Here is a 23,643-nt window from a genome sequence, read left to right as displayed (position 1 = left end):
TAAATTTTAATTATTGTTAGGAAGGTCAACCATGGCTTTAACACACCTTCAGCAACTCGAAGCTGAAAGTATCAAAATAATGCGAGAAGTCGCCGCTGAGTTTGAAAACCCAGTGATGCTTTATTCAATAGGTAAAGATTCATCTGTGCTATTACATTTAGCGCGTAAAGCCTTTTACCCTGCAAAAATCCCGTTTCCTTTACTGCACGTTGATACAGACTGGAAATTTAAAGAAATGATCGAATTTCGTGACCGTTTAGCCAAAGAATATGACTTTGACTTAATCGTACACAAAAACCCTGAAGGCATTGCAATGGGTGTTGGTCCATTTACGCATGGTTCAGCTAAACACACTGACGTTATGAAAACTCAAGGTTTAAAGCAAGCCCTCAATAAATACGGCTTTGATGCTGCATTTGGTGGCGCTCGCCGTGACGAAGAAAAATCTCGAGCCAAGGAGCGTGTGTACTCATTCCGCGACAAACACCATCGTTGGGATCCTAAAAATCAACGTCCTGAGCTTTGGAGCACGTATAACAGCCAAGTAAACCCAGGTGAGAGCATTCGTGTTTTCCCATTATCAAACTGGACTGAGCTTGATATCTGGCAATACATTTACCAAGAAAACATCGACATGGTGCCTTTGTATTTAGCCAAAGAGCGTCCGGTAGTGGAACGCGATGGTACGTTAATCATGGTTGATGATGAACGTATGCCACTTGAAGAAGGTGAAGTGCCGCAGATGAAATCAGTGCGTTTTCGTACATTAGGCTGCTATCCATTAACGGGTGCAGTTGAGTCGACCGCCGATACATTAGCAGGAATTATTGAAGAAATGCTGCTTTCAACTTCATCAGAGCGTGAAGGCCGCGTCATTGATCATGATTCAGCAGGATCAATGGAGAAGAAAAAACGTGAGGGGTATTTCTAATGTCTAAAACCAACGACACCATTAACGAAGTCAAAGCATTAGGCGTAGAAGCTTATTTAGCTCGCCAACAAGACAAAAGCTTACTGCGTTTATTAACCTGTGGCAGTGTAGACGATGGTAAATCAACTTTGATTGGTCGCCTATTACACGACAGCCACCAAATTTATGAAGATCAACTTGCCGCATTACATAAAGATAATGAAAAAGTAGGTAACGCAGGTGAAGAACTTGATTTAGCGTTATTAGTCGATGGCTTGCAAGCTGAGCGCGAGCAAGGCATCACTATCGATGTCGCGTACCGCTATTTTTCTACCGCAAAACGTAAGTTCATCATTGCCGATACTCCAGGGCACGAACAATATACTCGCAACATGGTGACTGGCGCCTCAAACAGCGACTTGGCAATTATTTTGGTTGACGCACGTTACGGTGTACAAGTTCAAACAAAACGCCACAGTTTTATTTGTGATTCATTAGGGATCCAACAATTTGTTGTTGCGATCAATAAAATGGATATCGTTGATTTTGATGAAGCGGTGTATGAAAAAATCAAAGCTGATTACTTAAAGTTTGCTGAGCAATTAAATGTTAGCAATATTAAGTTTGTGCCTATGTCTGCTCTGCGTGGTGACAACGTCGTAACACGCTCTGAACATACTCCATATTACACAGACAAACCATTGCTCGAATTACTTGAAGATTCGCCTGCAACCTTAGCGAACCACGATTCAGAAGCTCGCTTGCCGGTTCAGTATGTGATTCGCCCGAACCTAAATTTTCGAGGCTTCCAAGGTACAATTACCTCGGGTGAGTTTAATGTGGGTGATGCAGTAAAAGTTTTACCATCGGGTAAAACATCATCAATCAAAGAGATCGTCACCTTTGATGGCAACTTACCGCGTGCAGAAGTGGGCCAAGCGGTTACGTTCACCCTAACTTCAGAGATCGATATAAGCCGTGGCGATGTCATTGTTCCTGCCGAGTCTCAAGCTAAAGTGAGTAATCGCTTCCAAACAAAACTAGTTTGGATGCATGAAGCTCCTTTGGTGTTAGGTAAAAGCTACAATATCAAAATTAGCAGTAAAAATACCACGGCTACGGTCACGCGTATTGATCACACCATTGATGTAAATACACTCGAACATGGACAAGCAGATTCATTGCAACTAAATGAAATCGCAATTGTCACACTGGAACTCACTGAAAATGTCTTAGCTGATGAGTACCACAACAACCACGAAACCGGTGCATTTATCTTAATCGATCGCTTAAGTAACTTAACAGTGGCTGCAGGTATGATTGAACAAGTGCTCGCCAGTGAAGTCCATGAAAGTCGCTTTAGTCAACAAGAGCTTGAGCTTAATGCCTTTATCCGTAAGCATTATCCTCATTGGCAAGCCATTGACATTGCAAAGCTTAAATAGTCAACTGGGCTCCGGCCCAGTTTGGAAATAATTCATAATGTATCAGCAACTTGTATTAACCGGGATCATGCTTACGCTTGTCGGGTGCCTCTTTGGCACCAAGCTTAGGCCTGCCTGGTTATTTGCAGCCGCCATCGGCGCTTGTTTTTTAACTGGGCTGATTGAACTTGAGCAAATGCTGGTGAATTTCGCCAACCCTTCACTGATCACACTCATCCTATTGGTGGTGGTCTCTATCGGGATTGAAAAAACCACCTTAGTACAAAAGCTGTCGCACTCACTTGCAAACGGCAGCTTGCTCAAAACTGTCGCAAAATTAGGCATTTCGACGGGTTTTTTATCTTCATTTACCAACAATACCGCCGTGGTTGCGACGTTGATTTCTGCAGTTAAAGACAACCCGACACACGCCCCTTCAAAGCTATTACTTCCTTTGAGCTATACGGCCATTTTAGGGGGGACGCTAACATTAATTGGTACTTCGACCAATCTGATTGTCAATGGCTTTGCCATCGAAGCGGGTATGGCACCATTAGGTTTTTTTGATTTTACCTTGGTGGGTTTAGCTGCTTTTTCAGTAGGTTTAGTGAGCTTGCTGTTTTTGGTGCGTTTTTTACCCGACAACGGTCGTGCCGATCAAGAAGTCGTGCCTTTTTATGTTGAAGGGAAAATTCAAGCCCACTCCAAACTGATTGGCCAGAGTGTTGAACAAAATGGCCTTCGAGATTTAAAAGATTTGTTTTTAGCTGAAATTATTCGTGCTGAACAACGCATCGTGGCTGTTTCTCCCAAAGAAATCCTGCAACAAGGCGATATTTTATTGTTTGTCGGCGATATTAAATCGGTGCCTTTACTCACTCAGTTTGACGGTTTAAAGGTACTGCATGATAAACACGACATGCGCATTGAACATTTAGTCGAAGTGGTCGTCAGTCACTCCTCTAAAAACATTGGTAAAACCCTCAAAGAAGCTCGTTTTCGTGAACAGTTTAACGCCGCTGTTATTGCTATTCGACGTGGTCATGACCGCTTACAAGGCGGCCTAGGTCAAATTCGCTTGCAAGCTGGGGACTCGCTTATTTTAGCGCCTAGCGCTAAGTTTTATGACACCACAGATTTAAAGCGAGAGTTTGTGTATATTTCAGGGCTTGATCTGCAAACGCATCTCAATGATAAAAAGTCCTTTGTAGTCTTAGCCTCCTTCATTGCCACTTTAGGGTTAGGCATTGCGGGTGTGGTGCCATTAGTCAAAGGGCTATTGGTGTTATTAATTGCTTATATGCTCACCGGTGTGGTGCGTATCAATGAAGTGAAGCGCCGCTTTCCGTTAGAATTACTTGTGGTTGTTGGCAGTGCGATTGGCTTGGCTAAATTGATGATCGGCACAGGTGTTGCCTCAGAAATTTCAACTGCCATGTTATATGTACTGGGTGATTTTGGCCCTTATGGTGCATTTATTGCCATCTTTATTATGACCGTGATCTTTACTGAAATGATCACCAATAATGCGGCTGCGGCCCTCTCTTTTCCGGTCGCCTACGCCTTAGCGATTGGTTTTGATGTTAATCCATTGCCATACATAATGGCGGTTGCATTTGGCGCATCTGCTAGTTTTATTTCTCCATTTGGTTATCAAACAAACTTAATGGTTTACAGTGCAGGTAATTATCGCCTGCGAGATTATTTTACTATTGGCGTACCTATGTCACTGATTTACTCAATTACAGTACTAACAGTGATTCCAATGGTTTTTCCATTTAAATAAGGGTTAAAAGTGGATAACAATATTGTTTGGCAAAATTATGCCGTTTCAAAGCAAGACAGATCATCACAAAAACAGCATCGCCCTTGCATTATTTGGTTTACTGGCTTTTCAGGGTCAGGTAAGAGCACCGTTGCGGGTGCACTTGAGCATGCGCTACACCAAGCGGGTGTGCACACCTATTTACTCGATGGCGACAATGTTCGTCATGGATTGTGTAAAGACCTCGCTTTTAGTGATGCTGATCGCCAAGAAAACATCCGCCGTGTTGGTGAAGTCGCCAAACTGATGCTTGATGCCGGTTTAGTGGTACTAACTGCATTTATTTCACCATTTAGTGCCGAGCGCCAAATGGTACGTGAATTAGTTGGTGAAGATGAATTTATTGAGGTCTTCCTCGACACACCCCTCTCTGTTTGCGAAGAGCGCGATCCTAAAGGCTTGTACGTAAAAGCTCGCGCGGGGGAAATTAAACATTTCACAGGGATTGATTCTGAATACCAAATCCCAAAAAACCCCGAAGTTGTGCTCGATACCAGCAAGAATCAATTAAGCGATTCTGTCGCGCAACTCGTCGATTACCTTAAAACGCAGCAAATAATTAAGTGATAAGCATGACTCAACCTGATTTATTAGAGCATATCGTCATTCTTGCGCGTCAAGCAGGGCAAGCGGCGATGGTGATTTATGAAAAAGATTTCAACATCGAATACAAAGGCGATGATAGCCCAGTGACTGACGCTGATTTAGCTGCCCATGCTGTCATAGTTAAAGGCTTGAAAACACTCACTCCTGATTTACCCATTTTAAGTGAAGAAAGCGCCAATATTAGCTGGGAGGAACGCCAAACTTGGCAACAATATTGGCTGGTCGACCCCATCGATGGCACAAAAGAGTTCATTAAGAAAAATGGCGAATTCACCGTCAATATCGCTTTAATCGACAATGGCCAGCCGATCCTAGCCGCTGTTGATGCACCAGCTCTGGGCGTAACCTACTTTGCTGCAACCGAGTTAGGCGCATTCAAAGATGATGGCCAACAACGCACCAAACTGAGTGTCACGAAAAAAGTGAACTCAGGATTAATTCGAGTCGTCGGTAGTCGTTCACATCCTTCGCCAGACTTAGCGCAATACTTAACGCAATTTGATGACGTTGAGATGGTACCCACCGGCAGCTCCCTCAAATTATGCTTAGTCGCCGAAGGCAAAGCCGATATTTATCCACGCTTAGGCCTCACCTCAGAATGGGATACCGGCGCAGGCCATGCTGTTGCAGAAATAGCCGGCGCCTCAGTCACGCAAGTAGACGGCTCACCGCTGCGTTACAACACCAAAGCGGAATATTTGAACCCCTACTTTATTGTTTCTGCTTTACAAGACTAAGATTTGAAACGCTTAAGAAAGTTCTGAAACAATTTTCATGCTTAATTGAAATACGATGAAATCACTAAATTTCATCGTATTTTTTGTTTATCCCACAGTCTAACCTGCAATATGAACAGCCGATATAGTTTTGTAACAGAATTAAATGGATATAAAACAAGCCGCTAACTGAGCAAAAAAACAACTAACCTGCTGCTATTTTGCTCTAAACGTTACTTTTTTGTGATGCACATCAATTATTATTCGTTATTGCCTTGTGTTTTAGCCAACATACCCCAAACTCTAATAGTGAAGTAACAATAAAAAGGAAAACCTATGAAAATAAATGTTTCAGGTCATCATGTCGACGTTACTGCTTCAGTTAGAGAACATGTCGAAGAAAAGTTTTCGAAAATTGCGAGTCACTTTCCATCTTTAATTGCATTAGACATTATTATTTCGAAGGAACACAATCAGCATCAGGTTGAAATCAGCACTATTTATGAAGGCGCACGTATCTCAGCGACCGGCGAGAATGATGTAATGTATCCAGCTATTTCAGCGGCTGCGAAAAAATTAGATGCTGCACTCAAGCATCGTAAAGGCCAACTTAAAGCGAACTTACACGATAAACCTGTCAGCACCACGCCCGAAATTGCGCACGAGATTATTCAAGAGATGGAACTTAACTAAGTTTGTCCGTCTTTTCCAAAAGGCCCCTCAAGGGCCTTTTTTTTACCCTCAAAGCATCGTTACCAATAAAAATCCGCTCTAATTAACGCCGAGTTTTATAAAACCGTTTAAAAATGAACAAACCGCTACCCACACACATCAATAATAAAGCCAGCGCATTCAATACACGATTCTGATATTGGCTCACCTTTCGTTCGCCTATAATTTCATAAATAACATCACCTTCAATAAACTGTTCTCCACGATAATGATCCGTGACATTCACCGCCCAAAATAATTCTGACTTTGCGTGATAAGTGAAATACGTTTCTGGATAAAACAATTCAAATTGCGCACTCAAACCGATTACCACAGAACAACTAAGCGCAAGAATACCCAAAAGATACACTCGACTAAGCGCAGGGGTAACATGTAGCGAAAGTGGTACAAAGTCGTCGAAGCTAACCTCATAGCAAAGCGATAATTTTGCTAACACTTCATTTGAAGGAATAAACTGCCCGTTTTCTAATTTTGATAGATAAGACTGCTGGATTCCAATCTCTCTTGCAGCATACGCTTGAGTCCAATTTTTTAGTGTCCTCAAACGCTTGAGCTCATTTCCTAATGACTGCATAATCCCATCACAATATTTGTTTTTATTTGCCATTATTATCACTAAAAAGCCGCCCAAGACCTAGCCCCTGTCAGACTATTCATCGCTAATAATAATATGAATATCATGAATATTAATAAGTTATAGATTATTTCAGCCCGATTCGACTTATGATTAGCACATCTTAATTACATGGAAATAAAACAATGAACATAACAACTACTTGGCTTATCGCTTTTTTTGCTCCGCTACTCTTAGCAAGTAACATGGCTTACGCCGAACCTGTTTTTGCCGTCAAAGCAGATATTTATCAACTTGAAAATGACATCTCCATCGACAGTAAAATCGAACACACACTGAAGTCTAAAGCACCAATCCACCAGCCTCGGCTAATTACTTTGTTAGGTAAAAGTGCATTAATCGAAATGGGAGAAACTGAACAACTCACTGCATTAGAAGTGCTCACCACTGAAGATGGTGCATATTTTAATGCCGCGATGAAGTTAAAAGACAAAATAGAGGGGGAGTGGCAATCCATAACTTCATTTATGCCAAGCATCCCAAGTGGACAAACGGTGTATTTTAGCCGCACCTTCGGCGACAATATTTGGTTAATCAAATTAACCGGAACCCGGCATGACTCGCTACAATTGGCACAGCAGAGCCTTTAAATTTAAACAGACACAGGAATGCCCTAGTGATTACTGTGTTCTTGCTCATTTTTCATGAGCACTATGGTTAAATAAATTTTGGTTGGTAAAGACATGATCAACCCTATCGCAATACACGCTGCGATAATCATTATCCCCCTAACCCCCATGGTTTCATGTAATTTTAGGCCTGATAACAAATAATGCCCCAATAATATCAAGCCAACGCCACAAAACATGACAACCTTTAACATCCTGATTAAACGAGCATTTTTCATCAATTTTTCACTCATTAAAGCGCATATTTCCCATAAATACGTCGTGATTATCAATTTCATCATAGCTATGTTCACCCTTTGGCAATTGATCGATATCATCATTTAGGTCAACACTTTCAAACTGCATAATTTGAACTAAAATTTAGGTAGCCTCTATTTTCAACCTTTTATTATTAGGACATTTTCTTGGATGCTATTGCTATAAGACTCGTCTATGCGTCTGTTTATTTGCTAACGGCTTTGATGATTTTTTTCCAATTAAAAAATCGCAAAGACCGTAATCTATTTTTTGTATTTGCTTGTGCTTTTTTAGCTATTTACTGGATGATTATTTCGTTAAAGCTTATCGTGCCATCTGTAGCGCATCACACACAGCTAGCAGAACGTTTCATTTATCATCTCGGTTTATTTAGCTTTGTCTGGGCATCTCTGATACGCAATAACTCCCCTAACTGGCTCAAAGCACTCGCTGTCATTGATTTGGGACTTTATTTTAGTGGCTCACTCAACTTAGGCTTTAGCCTTCCTTTTGCTTATTACATCGCCAGCAGCCAAGCTCTCATTGCTGTTAGTTTTTTCTTAAGGCCTTTAAAGCGTAATTTTGCTGATAAAACCTTAGTGTTTTTATTTTTAACCTCTGTTGCTACGGTTATTTTTCGTGAAGAAATTGCAGGAATCTCGCCGATTATTTACATCTCTGCGACAGCCTTGGTAAATATCTCTGTGTGCTTTGCCTTAGTCGGGAGTTCATTGCTTGACTATCGGTTTGAAATATCCAAACTAATCAATAGTGATACGATTTCTAATTTACCCAATCGCCGCGCACTGTTTAAATCACTCAAGCAGTATGATGCGCAGGATCAACCTTACCATTTGCTCGTCGTTGAATGGCAAGGGCTAAAAGAAATTACCAATGATTTTGGTTACACTACTACAGATAAAACCTTACGCATCCTCAGCAAGCGGACCAAACAACTACAGTTACCTATTTCTTGGTATAATCTGAGCTTAACTCAATGGGTGATTTTATTCGAAGGCCCTGAAGAACAAGTCAATTTAATTACTCAACAAGTCACCGAACTCGTACGTCAAGTATTTATCATTGGTCAATATGAAGTACGATTAAAAACACTCTTTGGCTTTGCCCCTGCCCGACTTACACAAAACTTCGGCGAGAAAATTCAATTAGCGCAATTACATTTGAACCTAGCCGAAAAAGCCAATCACACCAATGATCTCTACCCAGTTTCAAATAACCTTCTCGCTCACTCAAAGCAAGAACAAGCACTTGAACAAAAGCTTAAATCAGCCATCCACAATGAAGATATCAGTATCGCCTACCAGCCCAAATTTTCAGCGTCCAATACACAATTGATTGTCGGATGTGAAGCGCTTGCTCGTTGGCAAAGTGATGGTCAATGGGTGTCACCATGGATTTTCATTCCCCTCGCAGAACGCTTTAATTTGATTTGCCAAATCGACCTCATCGTTTTAAAAAAAGCTTGGCAATTTGCCGCGAATTTAGAACGTGATGACTTTCGCGTCGCAGTGAACTTTTCTTCTGTGAACTTTAATTATGAAGTTGATCTGTACACTATTGTGAAAAACTTGGCCGAACGCTATCAACTCCCCTATCAAGTACTGGAAATCGAAATCACCGAAGCAGCGATGGCCAACTCTGACTATGTTGTTTCACAGTTAACTCAACTACAAAGCTTAGGTGTGACAGTAGCAATTGATGACTTTGGTACAGGGTTTTCTAGCCTCTCACAAGTCAATCACCTGCCGTTTGATACGCTCAAAATTGACCGTGCATTTATTCAAACTTTGCCTGAACACAATGCTATCGCGCGCTTTGTTTTACAATTAGCGCAAGAGTTAAAAGTAAAAGTTGTGGCTGAGGGCGTCGAAACTGATGCGCAATTGAGTTGGCTGGTTGATGAACGGTGTGACATTATTCAAGGGTTTTTACTCAGTAAACCCATAACCCAAGAACAATTAACCCAAATGCTAAAAAACGAATAAAAACCAGCTTAAATACCTTGTGCCTTCAAGTTAAGAAGCAGCTTTTTAACGCTAAACTCATACTGAACTTGTTGCTGAGTAACTAAACTAAATTGCTTAAAATCGAATTCAATCCATGCATTTTTATTTTGCTCCATCAAAGGTTGCAGTGAGCTTACATTGTTCGCATTGACTAACTCTAGCTCAAATACTAACTGTTTATTTATCGATTTTTGCCAGTATTTTACCCCATTAAGATGATCATAAATACTTATCAGCGCCCATGCTCCCATCATGAAATGCCCACCGATAGACGCAGACATCTCACCTTGCTTTATTTTTTCTAACGACGTGTTAAGCCAATCAAACCCACCTATGAAAATGTCTTTATTGATGACCAGCCCACTTTCTTTTACAGCTCGAATTGCCCCATATGCCATCAAATCTGATGCGCACCAAATGACCCCAGTATCAGGGTAACGCTTAAGCAACTTTAAAGTATTTTGATACGCTAATTGCTCAGACCAACTGGCATAAACAATTTGCCCTAAATTCATATAGTCCGTGTGTACAATACGTGTTTGTAAACCCTGATTACGAGCTAAAGATTCCTGGCCATGATGACCACTTAACCCTATTACAGTTGCTTGACCATGATGACCTTGCTGATATTGTCGAAATAAATCTTGCGCTAACAACTCACCAGCTTTTTGATGATCATAAAAAATTTCCCCTAGCCAATAACGATATTTTTCTCCAGGTACCCCTATATGTTCACGCTCTACAGCGAGAATATTATTTTCAACAGTGACAAAAGGAACTTGGTACTGCTCAAGAACCGACATCATTGCCTTGGCACCACCGGGGTAATTCATGAAAATGACATAGTCAGGCTTTTTTTGATACTGTAAATAACGCTTCACTTCTTCTAACTGAATTAATCGATTGCCTCCCCCATAGATAACGTCGAGCTTGATACCTAAATCAACAGAAGCGGCACGAGTAATCATTTCGGTTTTTAACCAAAATGGTTCATTCACTATTGAAGGGTTCACGAATAACACGGTAGGCTTTGCAAAAGCGCAGGCAGAGACTGCAAGTCCAATAAAAACAAAAACAACGATCAATTTTCTGAGCACTTGCAAGCCCTTTTTGAGCTGATATAAGCTTTTATCTAACTACCATCCGCCACAAAAGTAAAGTTGTACGCTACAAATAGCCGCCAAAACACGATTGATGGCGGCTATTTCTCGATTAGTTACCAAATACACTTTGGTGTGGACCAAACACTTCATAATGAATGCGCGAAGAAACCACGCCTAACTCACGCAACTGTTGGTAAATGGACTGCATAAAGCCAATCGGGCCACAAATATAAAAGTCTCCTAACTCTAAAGGTAACGTGACCGCTTGTAATTGCATAGTACCCATAAATGCGCTTTCTACTTTTTCATGTTGGTACCAAGTGTAATGTTGCGCATTTAAACTCTGACAAAGCCTTTGAGTACTTTTTTTAAAACTATGCTCTGCAATACAATTACACGCATGTAAAAAATGAACAGGGTACTCATATTGTCGCTGAGCAAGTGTTTCTAACATCGCCATCATTGGCGTCACGCCCACCCCAGCAGAAATTAATACCACAGGCGCATCGCGATCCACCCAATAAAACTCCCCTGACGGTGGAAATAGCGTAACTTCATCACCGATAGTCAATTCATCATGAAAGTAATTAGAAACGACCCCCACAAATGGTGATAATTCACGCTTAACAGAAATACGATAGCTGCCACCATTACTGGCTTGTGATAACGAGTATTGCCTGATCTCTTTATAATCTTGTGTGGGAATCTCAATCTCCACTCCAATATATTGACCGCTTTGATAAGCGAGTACAGGCAATCCATCTGATGGCGCAAAAACAAAACTCGTTACCAGTTCTGATTCGACTTCTTTTGCCGCCACAGTGAATAAACGAGGCCCTCGCCACCCTCCAGCCGCTGTCAGTCGCTCTTGGTATAATTGAGCTTCTCGTTCAATAAAAATACCGGCCAACATCTGATAAGCATTTTGCCATGCGGCTAACACCTCTTCAGGGAAGCTATCAGGTGCAAGCTCCGTAAGTGTTGCTAGCAGATGCTCACCCACAATAGCGTAATGCTCTGCTTGAATGTTTAAACTGGTATGTTTTTGCGCAATACGCTCCACCGCAGCCACTAATACACTGACATTTTCGATATTTTTAGCGTATGCAGCAATCGCCTCAAACAAAGCGAATTGCTGACGGCCACTCTTTTGATTGCTCATATTAAAAATATGCTGCAATTGTGGTTGATGTAAAAATAAACGCTGATAAAAGTGCTTAGTCAGCGCAGCACCCGCACTTTCAAGCACAGGTATCGTGGCTTTAATTAAGCCCAATTGGTGTTCATTTAACACGAGTAAACTCCTAAATTAATCATGACTGACGCTGTTGCATCAAAATGGGAAAATAAACAAAGCAAAATATTCCTGTAGCAAAAATCCATAAACTGGCGCTGAATAACCAAGCTATTGTGTGCAAGTTCAAAGCGCTCAGCACAAATCGACTCATAGTCGCTAGAAACATCAATATAAAGGCAAGCGTAATCAAGGGGTGGACAAGCAATGCTCGTCCTGTATGACCTAAGGATACTCGACTCATCATTGATAAAATCATCAACCCAATGGCACCGAGGGTGATAACGTGCAAGCTGGTGCTAAACGAAAATAACGAATGAAAATAGCCACTGCCGAGTAGAATCAACCCAATAGCCAATAGTAAATACGCCAGGTGTAAAGACCATAACAGTGGAATCAAACGTACTTTATGTGGGAACCAAAACATCATCCGAGCTAAATGCAAACCACCCGCTAACAACAACCACACGCCAGTATTAATCGGTAAAGAGAAAAAGTGACTTAAAAAGAAACTCACTGCAGCCATCGCGGTCACCCAAACAACTGAAACCTCTATCAATTTTGGCGTTTTAATTTCATTCAAGCTAATCCCTTGACGAGCACAGCCGCTGCGGGTAAAAAATGGGATCACTCGCCCACCGAGTAGCGTAATTAAGATTGAAAATAACAAAACACAGGTGCGCATCATATGTAGTGCAAAACTAACGTGACCCGTTGCATCTGCAATCAACGCAGTTAAATTAGCCGACATCAACCCGATTAGTAAGCCAATAAACACATAGTTACGGCGGTTTTTACTCAACAGGATCGGTAATGAAAATTGCACAATCACCCACATCCACCAAAGTGCTTGCAGCGAAATAACAAGATAAATGTATTGGCTATCAAGGTGCCAAAAGCTAAAGCGAATGACGCACCATAATATAATCAAACCAAATAGATGCGGGGGAGAAAGCGTCTTACGCCCAGTCCAAGTTTGCACCGCTGTCAGTAAAAAACCCGCAGCAACAGTGGCAGCAAAAGCAAAAATCATTTCATGCCCATGCCAGACTATCGGCGTTAATATCAATTTGCTATGTGGGAACAATCCAAACAACAGACCCATCCAAGTAACTAAAGCGGCAATCGATCCGACACTGGCCAATAAAAAGAAAGGCCGAAACGCCATGCTCAACAATGGATGTTTCAGCAACCCAGACTCACTCAGTGGCCTCTCTCCTTCATTTGGCATCATCAAATGACTCATATTAAAACTCCTTACTGCCTAGGTTATACAAAGCAAAACACCGTAATACGTACGCCAACTTAAATACGCCGGCAAAAACAATGGTCAGTAAGTGCGCAGCTATTTGGCTATATAAAGAAAACATCTCTGCGTAACCATAACTAATAACAAGACACAAAAGCGTCAGCACTAAATTTATAACCATTGCCCAGTTAGCCCACTTTAGACAACGGGCAAGATTACTAAAGTGAATGCGTTCTGACTGCGGATCAATCTGATTGAGCTGAGATATCATGGCTTTGCTCCTAAATAAATACAGTGAGCTATAGCAATCACAGTGCCAATTAAAAAATAAAAATAAAGCACTAATAAACAGTTGGTTACAATTTAAAAACACTAAATAGTGTCATTTTGACACCCATTAAAAAGAGTCATAGTGACACTTATGTTTATTTTTGTTCATTAACTGATATATTAAACTTATCGACCTTTTTACTTTGAACTGAGTGATGACCTCCCTTTCACATAATGCGTTAATCGAACTGGCACTCGACCTGACTCAATCACTCAATAGTACTGATCGATTTGATCGCCTTCTTGATACTATTCGCAAAACCATTCATTGCGATGCTATCGCCTTGTTGCTTTTTCAAGACTCATTACTCAAGCCACTCGCTATGCAAGGGCTAAACAAGGAAACACTTGGCCGACGTTTTGCAATCATCGATCACCCAAGGTTTGAACAAATTTGCCAATCTGACATACCCGTTCGATTTCGTAGCGATTGCACATTACCGGACCCTTATGATGGCCTACTGCTCGATAGCGATGATGACTTGCCTGTACACGCCTGCATGGGGCTCCCTTTGCATGCCAATAATCAATTAATCGGAGTGCTGACTTTAGACAGCCTAACTCCCAGCATATTTGATGACATCCCAGAGCGCGTACTGGCAATTATTTCAGCCATGGCATCGGCAACACTCAATACTGCTATCCACCTTGAGAAACTGGAATTACAAGCTCAGCATAATCAAAATGTCGTGGCTGAGCTCACACAAGAAGCCTGGCAAAAAGATGGTGGGGAAATCATTGGTCAAAGCCCAGCAATCACCGCACTAAAAAATGATATCCAAATCGCGGCTTCTTCTGATTTCACTATTTTGATTACTGGTGAAACAGGCGTAGGTAAAGAGCTGGTTGCCCGTACGCTGCATCAAGCATCCCACCGCCATACCGCTCCTCTGGTTTATGTTAATTGCGCGGCTCTGCCTGAAAACCTGATTGAAAGCGAGCTCTTTGGCCATGTTAAAGGCGCGTTTACGGGTGCTTTAAAAAACCGTGCAGGTAAATTTAACCTCGCGGATGGCGGAACAATTTTTTTAGATGAAATAGGCGAGCTGCCTTTATTAGCACAAAGTAAGCTGCTACGAGCTCTTCAAAATCAAGAGATTCAACCTGTCGGCCAAGATCATATTCAAAAGGTCAATGTAAGAGTGATTACCGCAACAAATCGCGATCTCAATGTCGAAGTACAAGATGGACGCTTTAGAGCCGATTTATTTCACCGTTTAAGTGTCTACCCCATTAATGTTCCCCCCCTTCGTGACCGGACTGGTGATATCCCACTACTTGCAGGTTTTTTTATTGAACATGCCAGACGTAAATTCGCCGCACATCAGTTTAAAATTTCATCTCAAGTGATTGCTCATCTGAGCCAATATTCTTGGCCCGGTAACGTCCGAGAGCTAGAACATGTTATCAATCGTGCAGCATTAAAAGCGCGTGCTCGTAATCCACAACATAAAATCATCACATTACAGCCTCAAGACTGTACCGATATTCAGGCTGAGTTAGTCTCCACTAAATTAGTCGAGCCAACTCAACTGACCACAAAGACTGAAAGTACACAATCTTTAAAAGAAGCTACTGAACACTTCCAACGTCAAACCATTTTAACGGCTTTGGTTAAACACCAAGGAAATATCGCCGCAACCGCTCGGGCGTTATTAATCGATAGGGCTAACCTAACCAGACTCATAAAACGTTTAGGGATAAAAATTAACAAACAAGTCTCACTCTGAGCATTTTCGCAATAAAGTTTAAAACCCGTGTCAATGCCTATAGACACAACCCAGCCAGTGCCCCCCCTTTTAGGTGAAATACTGACCCTTTAAAATTGGATGCACAAACCAAACTAATGCAGATTTATGAATAAATAAACCTGCATTAATTCATTGGTAATCTAACTCATTCACTTGTGCCTAAATTTGCTCATTATGTAATAAAAATGTAACGTAGTGTTTTTACACTAATCGCTCCATTTATGGGGCAGTACTTTCACGCACATAACCTTGTTTTAATACAGGAACAAATCATGACAATTATAAAAATGGCACCTCTTGCTGCGCTCATCGCAGCCAGCGTTGCTCCCGTTCAAGCAGATATTTTTATTTCAGAATATGTTGAAGGAAGCAGTAATAACAAAGCGATTGAGTTGTTTAATCCAAGTGAATCAACCATTGATTTAGCCGACTATCGACTGAAGTATTACTTTAATGGTAAGACTGAGGTGGGCTATACCATCAATTTAACTGGTGAAATTCCTGCAAAGGGTACTTTTGTGGTTGCACACGCGAGTGCTGCAGCAGAAGTTTTATCGCTGGCAAATCAAACCACAGGTGGCAGTTGGTTCAATGGCGATGACGCTATCACACTTGAAAATAACAATGCAGTTATCGATAGTTTTGGCCAAGTTGGATTTGATCCTGGTTCGTACTGGAGTAACAATGATGTTCGTAGCCAAGACCGCTCTCTTCGCAGAAGCCGTTCGGTTACAAGCGGACGAACAGAGGCAATGGCTGAGTTTATTATTGATGAACAGTGGGAAAGCTTCGCTAAAGATGACTTTTCGGGCTTGGGTCAACATGCAGGTGGAGATGGTGGTACTGACCCGGTTGATCCCGTTGAACCTGTAGTCTGTGGCACAGAGGCTACTCAAATCCATGCCATTCAAGGTAACACTGACATCAGCCCTTTAGAAGGGCAAGTTGTTGAAGTTGAAGCTGTTGTCACTGCCGACTTTCAAGCTGATAACCAGTTAAAAGGGTTCTTTATTCAAGCCTTAGCTGAACATTTCGATAATGACCCAATGACGTCAGAAGGTTTATTTGTTTATCACCAAACAGATGATGTTAATGTTGGTGATTTAGTTCGTATTCGCGCAAAGGTCAAAGAAGCCTATAACGCAACACAACTGAGTAACGTGAGCAGTTTAGCTGTCTGTGGAACAGCCAATAGCGAAGCTGTCTCGGTCAGCTTACCTGTCAACGCGGTTACAGATTTAGAAACGTACGAAGGGATGCGAGTTGCATTCAGTCAACCACTCGTGGTGACTGACAACTATGGTTTAGGTCGTTATGGCGAGCTAAAGCTTGCAACTGAGCGCCTGTATCAACCAACTCAAATCGCTTTACCTGGTGATGCTGCTCGCGCAGTGATGGCCGCCAATGCAGCAAAAATGATCACGCTTGATGATGGCTCAACCACGCAAAACCGCGACCCGATTGCGTACCCATCACCGGAGCTCGATGCCTACAATACACTCCGATTAGGTGATCAGGTTACGGCTATCGAAGGCGTTATGACCTACAGCTTTAATCAATACCGCATTCACCCCATCAGCCAACCTACTTTTGTAGCGAATAACCCTCGCCCAGAAACTGTTGAGCTCCCACAAATGGGTGACTTACGCATTGCCAGCTTTAATGTCTTAAATTATTTCAATGGTGATGGTCAAGGCGCAGGCTTCCCCACCAGCCGTGGTGCTGATACCGCGCAGGAGTTCACTCGCCAACGCGATAAAATTATTACCGCTATTTTAGCATTGGATGCTGATGTGATTGGCCTAATGGAAATGGAAAACGATGGCTTTGGCCAATTCAGTGCAATTCAAGACTTAGTCAATGGCCTCAATGCCGTTGCAGGGGCTAATACTTATGCCTTTGTTAATTTCAATGCTGAACAAGTCGGAACGGATGCCATCATGTCGGCCATTTTATACCGCACCGATCGCATTACTGAGATAGGCACTGCGGCATTTACCACTGCGGAGCCTTTTGATTACGGTAACCGTCCTCCTATGATGCAAAGCTTTACCGATAAGCGCCATAACGATGTATTTTCTGTAGTTGTTACTCACTTACGTTCAAAAGGCAGCTGCTCAAAAGCTACCGATGGCGATATCGATTCTGGTGATGGGCAAGGCTGTTGGAATGCCACCCGTGTCAGGGCGGTTAATGAGTTAAGTGCCTGGGTTGCAACCCAGCCTACAGCCGTTGATGATGCTGATGTGATTATCCTTGGTGATATGAATGCCTATGCACTCGAAGATCCTATCTCTGCATTTGAAACCAATGGCTACACTAACCTTAAAAAACTTATCAATGGTAACACGCTCGATTACTCTTATGTCTATCAAGGATTAATGGGCAGCTTAGACCACGCTTTAGCGAGTAGTTCAATGGCGCAAAAAGTCACTGGCATTGCTGATTGGCACATCAACGCTGATGAGCCGATTATTTTAGATTACAACACCGAGTATAAAAGCGAAAAGCATCAAGCCAGTTTATACGCCAATCATGCCTACCGAGCATCTGATCACGACCCAATTGTGATTGAAGTAAAAACTGAAGTTGAAGCCCCTGCTTTTGAAGGTGAAATCACTAACATTTCAGGGTGGTTTTGGTGGAATAACTACCAAATTGATTTACCTGCTGGGTATGACAATTTAACCATTAGTATTGGTGGTGGTACAGGTGAAGCCGATTTATATGTGCGCCAAGGTAAACAAGCGAGTTTCTTTAAATATGATTGCCGCCCATACGTATGGGGCAACGAAGAAACCTGTGAGTTTGACGCACCAAAAGAAGGCACGTGGTTTATTCGCACGCGCGGATTTTTACCTTATTCAGATGTAACATTAAAATATAAAGCGACAATGAATTAGTCGTAATATTCAACATAAAACTAAAAAGGCCTCTTCAGAGGCCTTTTTATATCGGTTTAAACTTCAAGTTTAATTAACGCATAAATGTGACCCGTTTAATCAAACCATCGACCACTTCATAAGCTGCAATCACTTTAATACTACGGTCAACCTCTCCAGCAGCTTTACTACACGATTGTGCTAATTCATGATCCACTAAAAAACGCCCTTCAATCATTCGGACCAACGAGGAAGCATGCAAACATTTTAGCTCTGCAAATTTTTTACCGTATCGCTTAATTAACTCGTCTTTTCCTTGGTATTGCAGTCCTTCTGGAAACTTATGTATTTCGACATCTTCATGATACGTTGCAGCAAAAGCTACGATGTCTTGGTTGTTATAAGCGTCGAGTTGCAAATCAACAATCGCTTGCGTTTGTCGCTCTTGCTCTGTCAGGGGGTTGTTCAGTGCGTTTATATTCATACTAGGGATCAAAAGGAATACTCCAAATAACCAACCTGTGGCCGATTTTTTTATTCTTAGCATAATAACTCTCTCTTCAAGTTAGGCGCAAAACTATAGCAGAGTTATTCCCCGTAAATAATAAGCAGCTCACAATTGAGAGCCTGATTTGAATTGATGATCTTAGGTGTAAAAATATCGGCTGCTTTTGGACCAAAAAATGTCTGTTTTTCGCCTTGGCTAAATTGGTAGCGTTGAATTATTTTCCCTTGTTGGTGCAACGTGAGATAGCGCTGGTCAAATTGCCATTGCCCACTGAGTTTTACCACCTTAAAGTCGCTATCAATGTCATTCTCTGTGCTGGAAGTGAGTAATTCATACTCGTAAGTGAAGTCACCATTTTTCGCAAGGTGCAACACGCCATCGGCAATATTGCAATATTGCGTCCGAATGTAGCGCGGTATAGCATAATCATTGATCGCAGCGGGATTTTTCATATACAGCCCGATGTTATTGCCATTATAAAAGTGCAGCCCTTGCGCAAAACGATAAATATCCGGTCGTTTAAACCCTAACCTAGTTAAACGGCTTTCAATCTCATTCAATAACTGAGGCTGATGAAACCCCGGGTTGATAGCTAAAGACGTTTCTTCAAATTCATCCGGGATCGACACAGTGTCGTTGATGATGACTTGTACATCGAGTTCCTGAAGTCTCATCGCCAATTGGGCTAACTCGTCATTAGAGTAACCATGACTGATAATATGGATGTGGGGTGTCTGTGAGCATCCAGCTAACATCAGCACCATAAGCCACAATATACATCGATCCACTTTATTCCCCTTAAAGAATGATTACAAGTGTAATCTAACTTTAAAATGCACGATTGCCAAGGGAAAGTTTCAGATACAAAAAGGAGCTCGATGCTCCTTTTTTGAAAGTGTATTTTGGCTTAAATTAAAATAGAGCCACCATTATCTTGTATCCATCGATTTACTTGCTCTGTTTTATACATTAATTCATTAAACAAACGGTGTTTTTCTGCTTGAAGCTGTGGCTCGCATGGTGATTGCTGATACAGCAATTTGGCGTGATTATCATTGAAACGGGTCATTAGTTCGAAATTAACTTGGCTTTGACTTGGATCCATCTTCATAGCCAAAGATAACGCTTGTCTTACATCTTCTGCGGTCGTTAGTCCCTGCGCATTGCCCATTAATTCTTTTTTTAGTGAAAGTCTGATCCCCATGCTCCACTCCTATTCGCATTATGATTGTTACTGTTGTGAGTACTTGATTAAACTCGCCCAAAAGGGCTTAAAGCAAGTATTACTCCAACTATTAAACTTTTATTATTGTATGCTTCGGCCTCTTTTTACGCCGATTCAGCTTAAGTGTAAAGGTACACGGTTGTAACAATTTATGTGTACCTACTTATTTAGTGCAAGGCTGCACGTTTATGGTCAAATTCAACTTCTTCTTACGGAATGTCGCATCATAAAGATCACGTATGATCATCCGATGACAATCACCGTAAATATTAAAAAACCTACTTAACTTTTACGATACTTTCATTGCATCAGGTATAATCTCTAAACTTTGACCCTTTACTATAAATTGAGTTCCACTATGTCAGACGAAAATATCATTATTGAGCTAGAAGAAGAGCCAATAGAGTTGTGTAAATTACTTAAAGTACTCGATTTAGTTGAAGGTGGCGGCCAAGCAAAAATGCTGATCGCTGATGGTTATATTGGTTTGAACAATGAAACCTGCTTACAAAAACGTAAAAAAATCTATGGTGGCGATTTATTACATTTTGATGGTGAAACATTCGAAATCACCCTAGCACAAGGAGTCACCCCTGCAGAGCGCCCAGTGCAAAACCTGGCCTATCAAGCTCAACCTGAATCTGTCAAAACTGACAGCAAACCATCACAGAATAAGCAGAAAAATAGCCAACAATCTAACAATCAAGCGAAGCCTGCTAAGCAAAAAAAACCCAGTAATGGCACTGGTCGCAAGCCTATTTCGTTCGGCTAACCCGTTCCCATTTTTTCATGCTTTTCCCAAGCAAAATTTGATCGTCTGATTTGTCGCCAGGACATAGTCTCGGCCTTCCTTGCGGCATCCCTGACTGACCAAAAACGGTTGCTAAGTCAATGTAGTAACACTTCCCTTGCCACTTTTCTATCCGCTTGGTTCCACCTGCGCTGACAGCGATAACCTCAGAGTTGTTTTCTTTTACATGTGCTTTAGGCACAGTAATTCGATTATAACCCGCCAACTCTTTTTCATCTTGTAAAGATGAATGCCCAAATAGGATCTGCGCCTGCTTTGACTCTATATTACTAGAAATATTCGGTAGCTTTGCATAGGGATCGAGTGGTTTAAATTTCGTGTGGCTGAGTGGTTTGATGTCCGTGGGTTCTGCCGGCTCAGGCTGTCGCCTACTAATATTCGCGCCATGCTGTTTTGAAAGCAAATCTGCAACCTGCATCGGCTGCTTAGTTTTTATTTCTGGCTGCTCGCTTATTTCAAGCGCTTTCACTGCATCACTGGCTGATGCTGCTGGCTGGCTCTGCTGATTTAAATCACTTTGCTGTAAAAGCAGGTTCTTTTGGCCTGATTTCACATGGGGTGAAGTAGATAAATTCACCACCACATACGCTTCCATAATTGGCACATTTGTTTGTGGGTAAACAGGTACGCGAAACTTAAAAAGTAGCGCAAAGAGGAGACTGTGTAGCCCGAACGAGATTATCCATGCACGATACTTATCGTCTATCACACCAACTCCTGTTTGTTAAGTCCCTTTATGAGTCAGCAGACATAAGTTTAGTTCCATTATTTTGGCATAAAAAAACCCCGCCTAAAGGCGGGGTTTTTTCAGTTAAAAGTTAATTAAAAATTAACCTTTAGCTGTTTCAACAACGTCAACTAACGTCCAAGACTTAGTCTTAGAAATAGGTGCACATTCGCGGATTGTTACCACGTCACCTGTGTTAGCTACGTTTGCTTCGTCATGTGCGTGTAACTTAGTTGTACGCTTGATGAATTTACCATAGATTGGGTGTTTCACCTGACGTTCAATAGCAACAACGATAGACTTATCCATCTTGTCACTTACTACACGGCCTTGAAGAGTACGGATTGCATCGCTCATTATTGACCTGCCTTCTGGTTAATAACTGTTTTAACACGCGCGATATCGCGACGTACTGTTCTTAGCAAATGAGTCTGAGCTAATTGACCAGTGCTAGACTGCATGCGCAAGTTGAATTGCTCACGAAGTAAAGCTAAAAGTTCAGTGTTTAACTCTTCAACATTTTTGTCTTTAAGTTCACTAGCTTTCATTACATCACCGTCCGAGTTACAAAAGTTGTTTTGAAAGGTAATTTACGAGCAGCTAGGTCGAATGCTTCACGAGCTAATTGCTCAGGAACACCTTCCATTTCGTAAAGTACACGGCCTGGCTGAATTTCAGCAACCCAATACTCAACGCTACCTTTACCTTTACCCATACGAACTTCTAGTGGCTTTTCAGTGATAGGCTTATCTGGGAACACACGGATCCAGATTTTACCTTGACGCTTAACGTGACGTGTCATAGCACGACGAGCCGCTTCAATTTGGCGAGCAGTCATACGACCACGACCAGTTGCTTTCAGACCGAAAGTACCGAAGCTTACTTTGTTACCGTTTTGTGCAAGACCACGGTTGCGGCCTTTGTGCACCTTACGGAATTTTGTACGTTTTGGTTGTAACATTATTCGCTACCTCTACTTAGCACTTTTACGGGCTTTCTTCGGTGCACGTGGTTTGGCTGGCTTCTCTTGCTCTTGAACTAGTGGTAAACCACCAATTACTTCGCCTTTGAAGATCCAAACTTTAACACCGATGATGCCGTAAGTGGTTAAAGCTTCAGAAGTTGAATAATCAATATCTGCACGAAGAGTATGTAGAGGTACACGACCTTCACGATACCACTCAGAACGTGCGATTTCAGCGCCGCCTAAACGACCACTTACTTCAACTTTGATACCTTTAGCACCAATGCGCATTGCATTTTGTACCGCACGCTTCATAGCGCGACGGAACATAACACGACGCTCAAGCTGAGATGCGATGCTATCTGCAACCAATTTAGCATCTAATTCTGGCTTACGTACTTCAGAAATATTGATCTGAGCAGGTACACCAGCCATTTTAGATACCGCTAGACGTAGTTTTTCAACGTCTTCGCCTTTTTTACCGATAACAACACCAGGACGAGCTGTGTGAATTGTTACACGGATTGATTTAGCTGGACGCTCAATAACGATCTTAGATACAGAAGCAGCTTTCAATTCCTTAGTAAGGTATTGACGTACTTTGTGATCGCCGAAAAGCATCTCAGGAAAATCTTTAGTATTCGCGAACCAGGTAGAAACCCAAGGCTTAGATATACCTAGGCGAATACCAGTAGGATGAACTTTTTGTCCCATTACTTATATCTCCTAGTTATCTGAAACCACAACAGTGATGTGGCTTGTACGCTTAAGGATGCGGTCTGCGCGGCCTTTAGCACGTGGCATAATACGTTTCATTGTAGGACCATCGTCCACAAAAATCGTAGTTACACGAAGCTCATCAATGTCGGCACCTTCGTTGTGCTCCGCGTTAGCGATAGCAGACTCAAGTACTTTCTTAACTAATACAGCCGCTTTTTTAGGGCTATACGCTAGGATTTCAAGCGCTTTATCTACTGGAAGTCCACGGACTTGATCAGCAACTAAACGCGCTTTTTGCGCCGAACCAGAGGCGAATTTATGTTTAGCTAATGCTTGCAT

Annotated in this window: 26 protein-coding genes; 11 read left to right on the top strand and 15 right to left on the bottom strand. The window is 41.9% G+C overall.

Going from position 1 to position 23,643, the window contains the following annotated elements; genetic code table 11:
* Positions 1-31: 31 nt before the first annotated feature.
* From cysD to hpf, 6 genes are all read left to right on the top strand, one after another.
* A complete protein-coding gene (gene cysD, locus AC3KVK_RS00785) occupies positions 32-931 on the top strand; it encodes a sulfate adenylyltransferase subunit CysD (protein WP_490312537.1) in 900 nt (299 codons plus the stop codon).
* Positions 931-2,355: a sulfate adenylyltransferase subunit CysN gene (cysN, locus tag AC3KVK_RS00780; protein ID WP_490312538.1), complete on the top strand. Its 1,425-nt coding sequence runs from the start codon at positions 931-933 to the stop codon at positions 2,353-2,355. Before cysD ends, cysN begins: the two co-directional genes overlap by 1 nt.
* Before the next feature lie 37 nt (positions 2,356-2,392).
* Positions 2,393-4,120, top strand: coding sequence for an SLC13 family permease (locus AC3KVK_RS00775; protein ID WP_490312539.1), 1,728 nt, complete (start codon positions 2,393-2,395; stop codon positions 4,118-4,120).
* Between the two features lie 9 nt (positions 4,121-4,129).
* Complete coding sequence (gene cysC, locus AC3KVK_RS00770; protein ID WP_490312540.1) at positions 4,130-4,726, top strand: adenylyl-sulfate kinase; 597 nt, start codon at positions 4,130-4,132, stop codon at positions 4,724-4,726.
* A gap of 5 nt (positions 4,727-4,731) precedes the next feature.
* The gene (gene cysQ, locus AC3KVK_RS00765) at positions 4,732-5,502 is read left to right on the top strand and encodes a 3'(2'),5'-bisphosphate nucleotidase CysQ (RefSeq protein WP_490312541.1); all 771 of its coding nucleotides are present in this window, start codon (positions 4,732-4,734) and stop codon (positions 5,500-5,502) included.
* 315 nt (positions 5,503-5,817) lie between these two features.
* A complete protein-coding gene (hpf, locus tag AC3KVK_RS00760; protein ID WP_086745878.1) occupies positions 5,818-6,174 on the top strand; it encodes a ribosome hibernation-promoting factor, HPF/YfiA family in 357 nt (118 codons plus the stop codon).
* An 82-nt stretch (positions 6,175-6,256) separates the two neighbouring features.
* Here the strand turns inward: hpf and AC3KVK_RS00755 are convergent, their stop codons facing one another.
* Positions 6,257-6,820, bottom strand: coding sequence for a helix-turn-helix domain-containing protein (locus tag AC3KVK_RS00755; RefSeq protein ID WP_490312542.1), 564 nt, complete (start codon positions 6,818-6,820; stop codon positions 6,257-6,259).
* A 152-nt stretch (positions 6,821-6,972) separates the two neighbouring features.
* Here AC3KVK_RS00755 and AC3KVK_RS00750 point away from each other — a divergent pair, with 152 nt between their 5' ends.
* The gene (locus tag AC3KVK_RS00750; protein ID WP_490312543.1) at positions 6,973-7,437 is read left to right on the top strand and encodes a hypothetical protein; all 465 of its coding nucleotides are present in this window, start codon (positions 6,973-6,975) and stop codon (positions 7,435-7,437) included.
* A 23-nt stretch (positions 7,438-7,460) separates the two neighbouring features.
* Here AC3KVK_RS00750 and AC3KVK_RS00745 read toward each other — a convergent pair whose 3' ends face one another.
* Positions 7,461-7,709, bottom strand: coding sequence for a hypothetical protein (locus AC3KVK_RS00745; protein ID WP_518526921.1), 249 nt, complete (start codon positions 7,707-7,709; stop codon positions 7,461-7,463).
* A 171-nt stretch (positions 7,710-7,880) separates the two neighbouring features.
* On the opposite strand from AC3KVK_RS00745, the gene AC3KVK_RS00740 reads away from it, so the two are divergent.
* Positions 7,881-9,719, top strand: a complete 1,839-nt coding sequence (locus AC3KVK_RS00740; RefSeq protein ID WP_490312545.1) for an EAL domain-containing protein — start codon at positions 7,881-7,883, stop codon at positions 9,717-9,719.
* An 8-nt stretch (positions 9,720-9,727) separates the two neighbouring features.
* Here the strand turns inward: AC3KVK_RS00740 and AC3KVK_RS00735 are convergent, their stop codons facing one another.
* The 4 genes from AC3KVK_RS00735 to AC3KVK_RS00720 all read right to left on the bottom strand — a co-directional run bounded on the left by AC3KVK_RS00735 (position 9,728) and on the right by AC3KVK_RS00720 (position 13,657).
* Positions 9,728-10,837 carry an ABC transporter substrate-binding protein gene (locus tag AC3KVK_RS00735; RefSeq protein ID WP_490312546.1) on the bottom strand — a complete coding sequence of 370 codons (1,110 nt, stop codon included), beginning with the start codon at positions 10,835-10,837 and terminating at the stop codon, positions 9,728-9,730.
* Positions 10,838-10,952: 115 nt separating this feature from the next.
* Complete coding sequence (gene hmpA / locus AC3KVK_RS00730; protein ID WP_490312547.1) at positions 10,953-12,137, bottom strand: NO-inducible flavohemoprotein; 1,185 nt, start codon at positions 12,135-12,137, stop codon at positions 10,953-10,955.
* A 19-nt stretch (positions 12,138-12,156) separates the two neighbouring features.
* Entirely contained in the window at positions 12,157-13,383 is a 1,227-nt protein-coding gene (locus AC3KVK_RS00725) for an NnrS family protein (protein WP_490312548.1), read from the bottom strand.
* Between the two features lies 1 nt (position 13,384).
* A complete protein-coding gene (locus AC3KVK_RS00720; protein WP_490312549.1) occupies positions 13,385-13,657 on the bottom strand; it encodes a hypothetical protein in 273 nt (90 codons plus the stop codon).
* 214 nt (positions 13,658-13,871) lie between these two features.
* Between AC3KVK_RS00720 and norR the strand changes: the two genes are divergently transcribed.
* On the top strand, positions 13,872-15,446 hold the full coding sequence (norR, locus tag AC3KVK_RS00715; protein WP_490312550.1) for a nitric oxide reductase transcriptional regulator NorR: 1,575 nt from the start codon (positions 13,872-13,874) through the stop codon (positions 15,444-15,446).
* Positions 15,447-15,739: 293 nt separating this feature from the next.
* Entirely contained in the window at positions 15,740-18,370 is a 2,631-nt protein-coding gene (locus AC3KVK_RS00710; RefSeq protein WP_490312551.1) for an ExeM/NucH family extracellular endonuclease, read from the top strand.
* A gap of 73 nt (positions 18,371-18,443) precedes the next feature.
* Here AC3KVK_RS00710 and AC3KVK_RS00705 read toward each other — a convergent pair whose 3' ends face one another.
* The 3 genes from AC3KVK_RS00705 to AC3KVK_RS00695 form a co-directional block, all read right to left on the bottom strand.
* Complete coding sequence (locus AC3KVK_RS00705; RefSeq protein ID WP_490312552.1) at positions 18,444-18,896, bottom strand: nuclear transport factor 2 family protein; 453 nt, start codon at positions 18,894-18,896, stop codon at positions 18,444-18,446.
* Between the two features lie 41 nt (positions 18,897-18,937).
* A complete protein-coding gene (locus tag AC3KVK_RS00700) occupies positions 18,938-19,645 on the bottom strand; it encodes a hypothetical protein (protein WP_490312553.1) in 708 nt (235 codons plus the stop codon).
* A gap of 119 nt (positions 19,646-19,764) precedes the next feature.
* Complete coding sequence (locus AC3KVK_RS00695; RefSeq protein ID WP_490312554.1) at positions 19,765-20,061, bottom strand: hypothetical protein; 297 nt, start codon at positions 20,059-20,061, stop codon at positions 19,765-19,767.
* Positions 20,062-20,440: 379 nt separating this feature from the next.
* Here AC3KVK_RS00695 and AC3KVK_RS00690 point away from each other — a divergent pair, with 379 nt between their 5' ends.
* A complete protein-coding gene (locus AC3KVK_RS00690; RefSeq protein WP_490312555.1) occupies positions 20,441-20,854 on the top strand; it encodes an RNA-binding S4 domain-containing protein in 414 nt (137 codons plus the stop codon).
* On the opposite strand, the gene AC3KVK_RS00685 is transcribed toward AC3KVK_RS00690, so the two are convergent.
* The 6 genes from AC3KVK_RS00685 to rplV form a co-directional block, all read right to left on the bottom strand.
* The gene (locus AC3KVK_RS00685) at positions 20,838-21,602 is read right to left on the bottom strand and encodes a hypothetical protein (protein WP_490312556.1); all 765 of its coding nucleotides are present in this window, start codon (positions 21,600-21,602) and stop codon (positions 20,838-20,840) included. The two genes, AC3KVK_RS00690 and AC3KVK_RS00685, sit on opposite strands and share 17 nt — an antisense overlap.
* A 120-nt stretch (positions 21,603-21,722) precedes the next feature.
* On the bottom strand, positions 21,723-21,977 hold the full coding sequence (rpsQ, locus tag AC3KVK_RS00680) for a 30S ribosomal protein S17 (protein WP_490312557.1): 255 nt from the start codon (positions 21,975-21,977) through the stop codon (positions 21,723-21,725).
* Positions 21,977-22,168, bottom strand: a complete 192-nt coding sequence (rpmC, locus tag AC3KVK_RS00675) for a 50S ribosomal protein L29 (protein ID WP_009839226.1) — start codon at positions 22,166-22,168, stop codon at positions 21,977-21,979. Before rpmC ends, rpsQ begins: the two co-directional genes overlap by 1 nt.
* Entirely contained in the window at positions 22,168-22,581 is a 414-nt protein-coding gene (gene rplP / locus AC3KVK_RS00670; RefSeq protein ID WP_490312558.1) for a 50S ribosomal protein L16, read from the bottom strand. Before rplP ends, rpmC begins: the two co-directional genes overlap by 1 nt.
* Positions 22,582-22,593: 12 nt before the next feature.
* Positions 22,594-23,298, bottom strand: coding sequence for a 30S ribosomal protein S3 (rpsC, locus tag AC3KVK_RS00665; RefSeq protein ID WP_086745864.1), 705 nt, complete (start codon positions 23,296-23,298; stop codon positions 22,594-22,596).
* 12 nt (positions 23,299-23,310) lie between these two features.
* On the bottom strand, positions 23,311-23,643 hold the full coding sequence (gene rplV / locus AC3KVK_RS00660) for a 50S ribosomal protein L22 (RefSeq protein ID WP_086745863.1): 333 nt from the start codon (positions 23,641-23,643) through the stop codon (positions 23,311-23,313).

The sequence above is a fragment of the Pseudoalteromonas sp. J2K-J979 genome, assembly GCF_058169715.2.
Note: the sequence above shows the minus strand (reverse complement) of the source record. Positions and strands in the feature narration are given on the sequence as shown.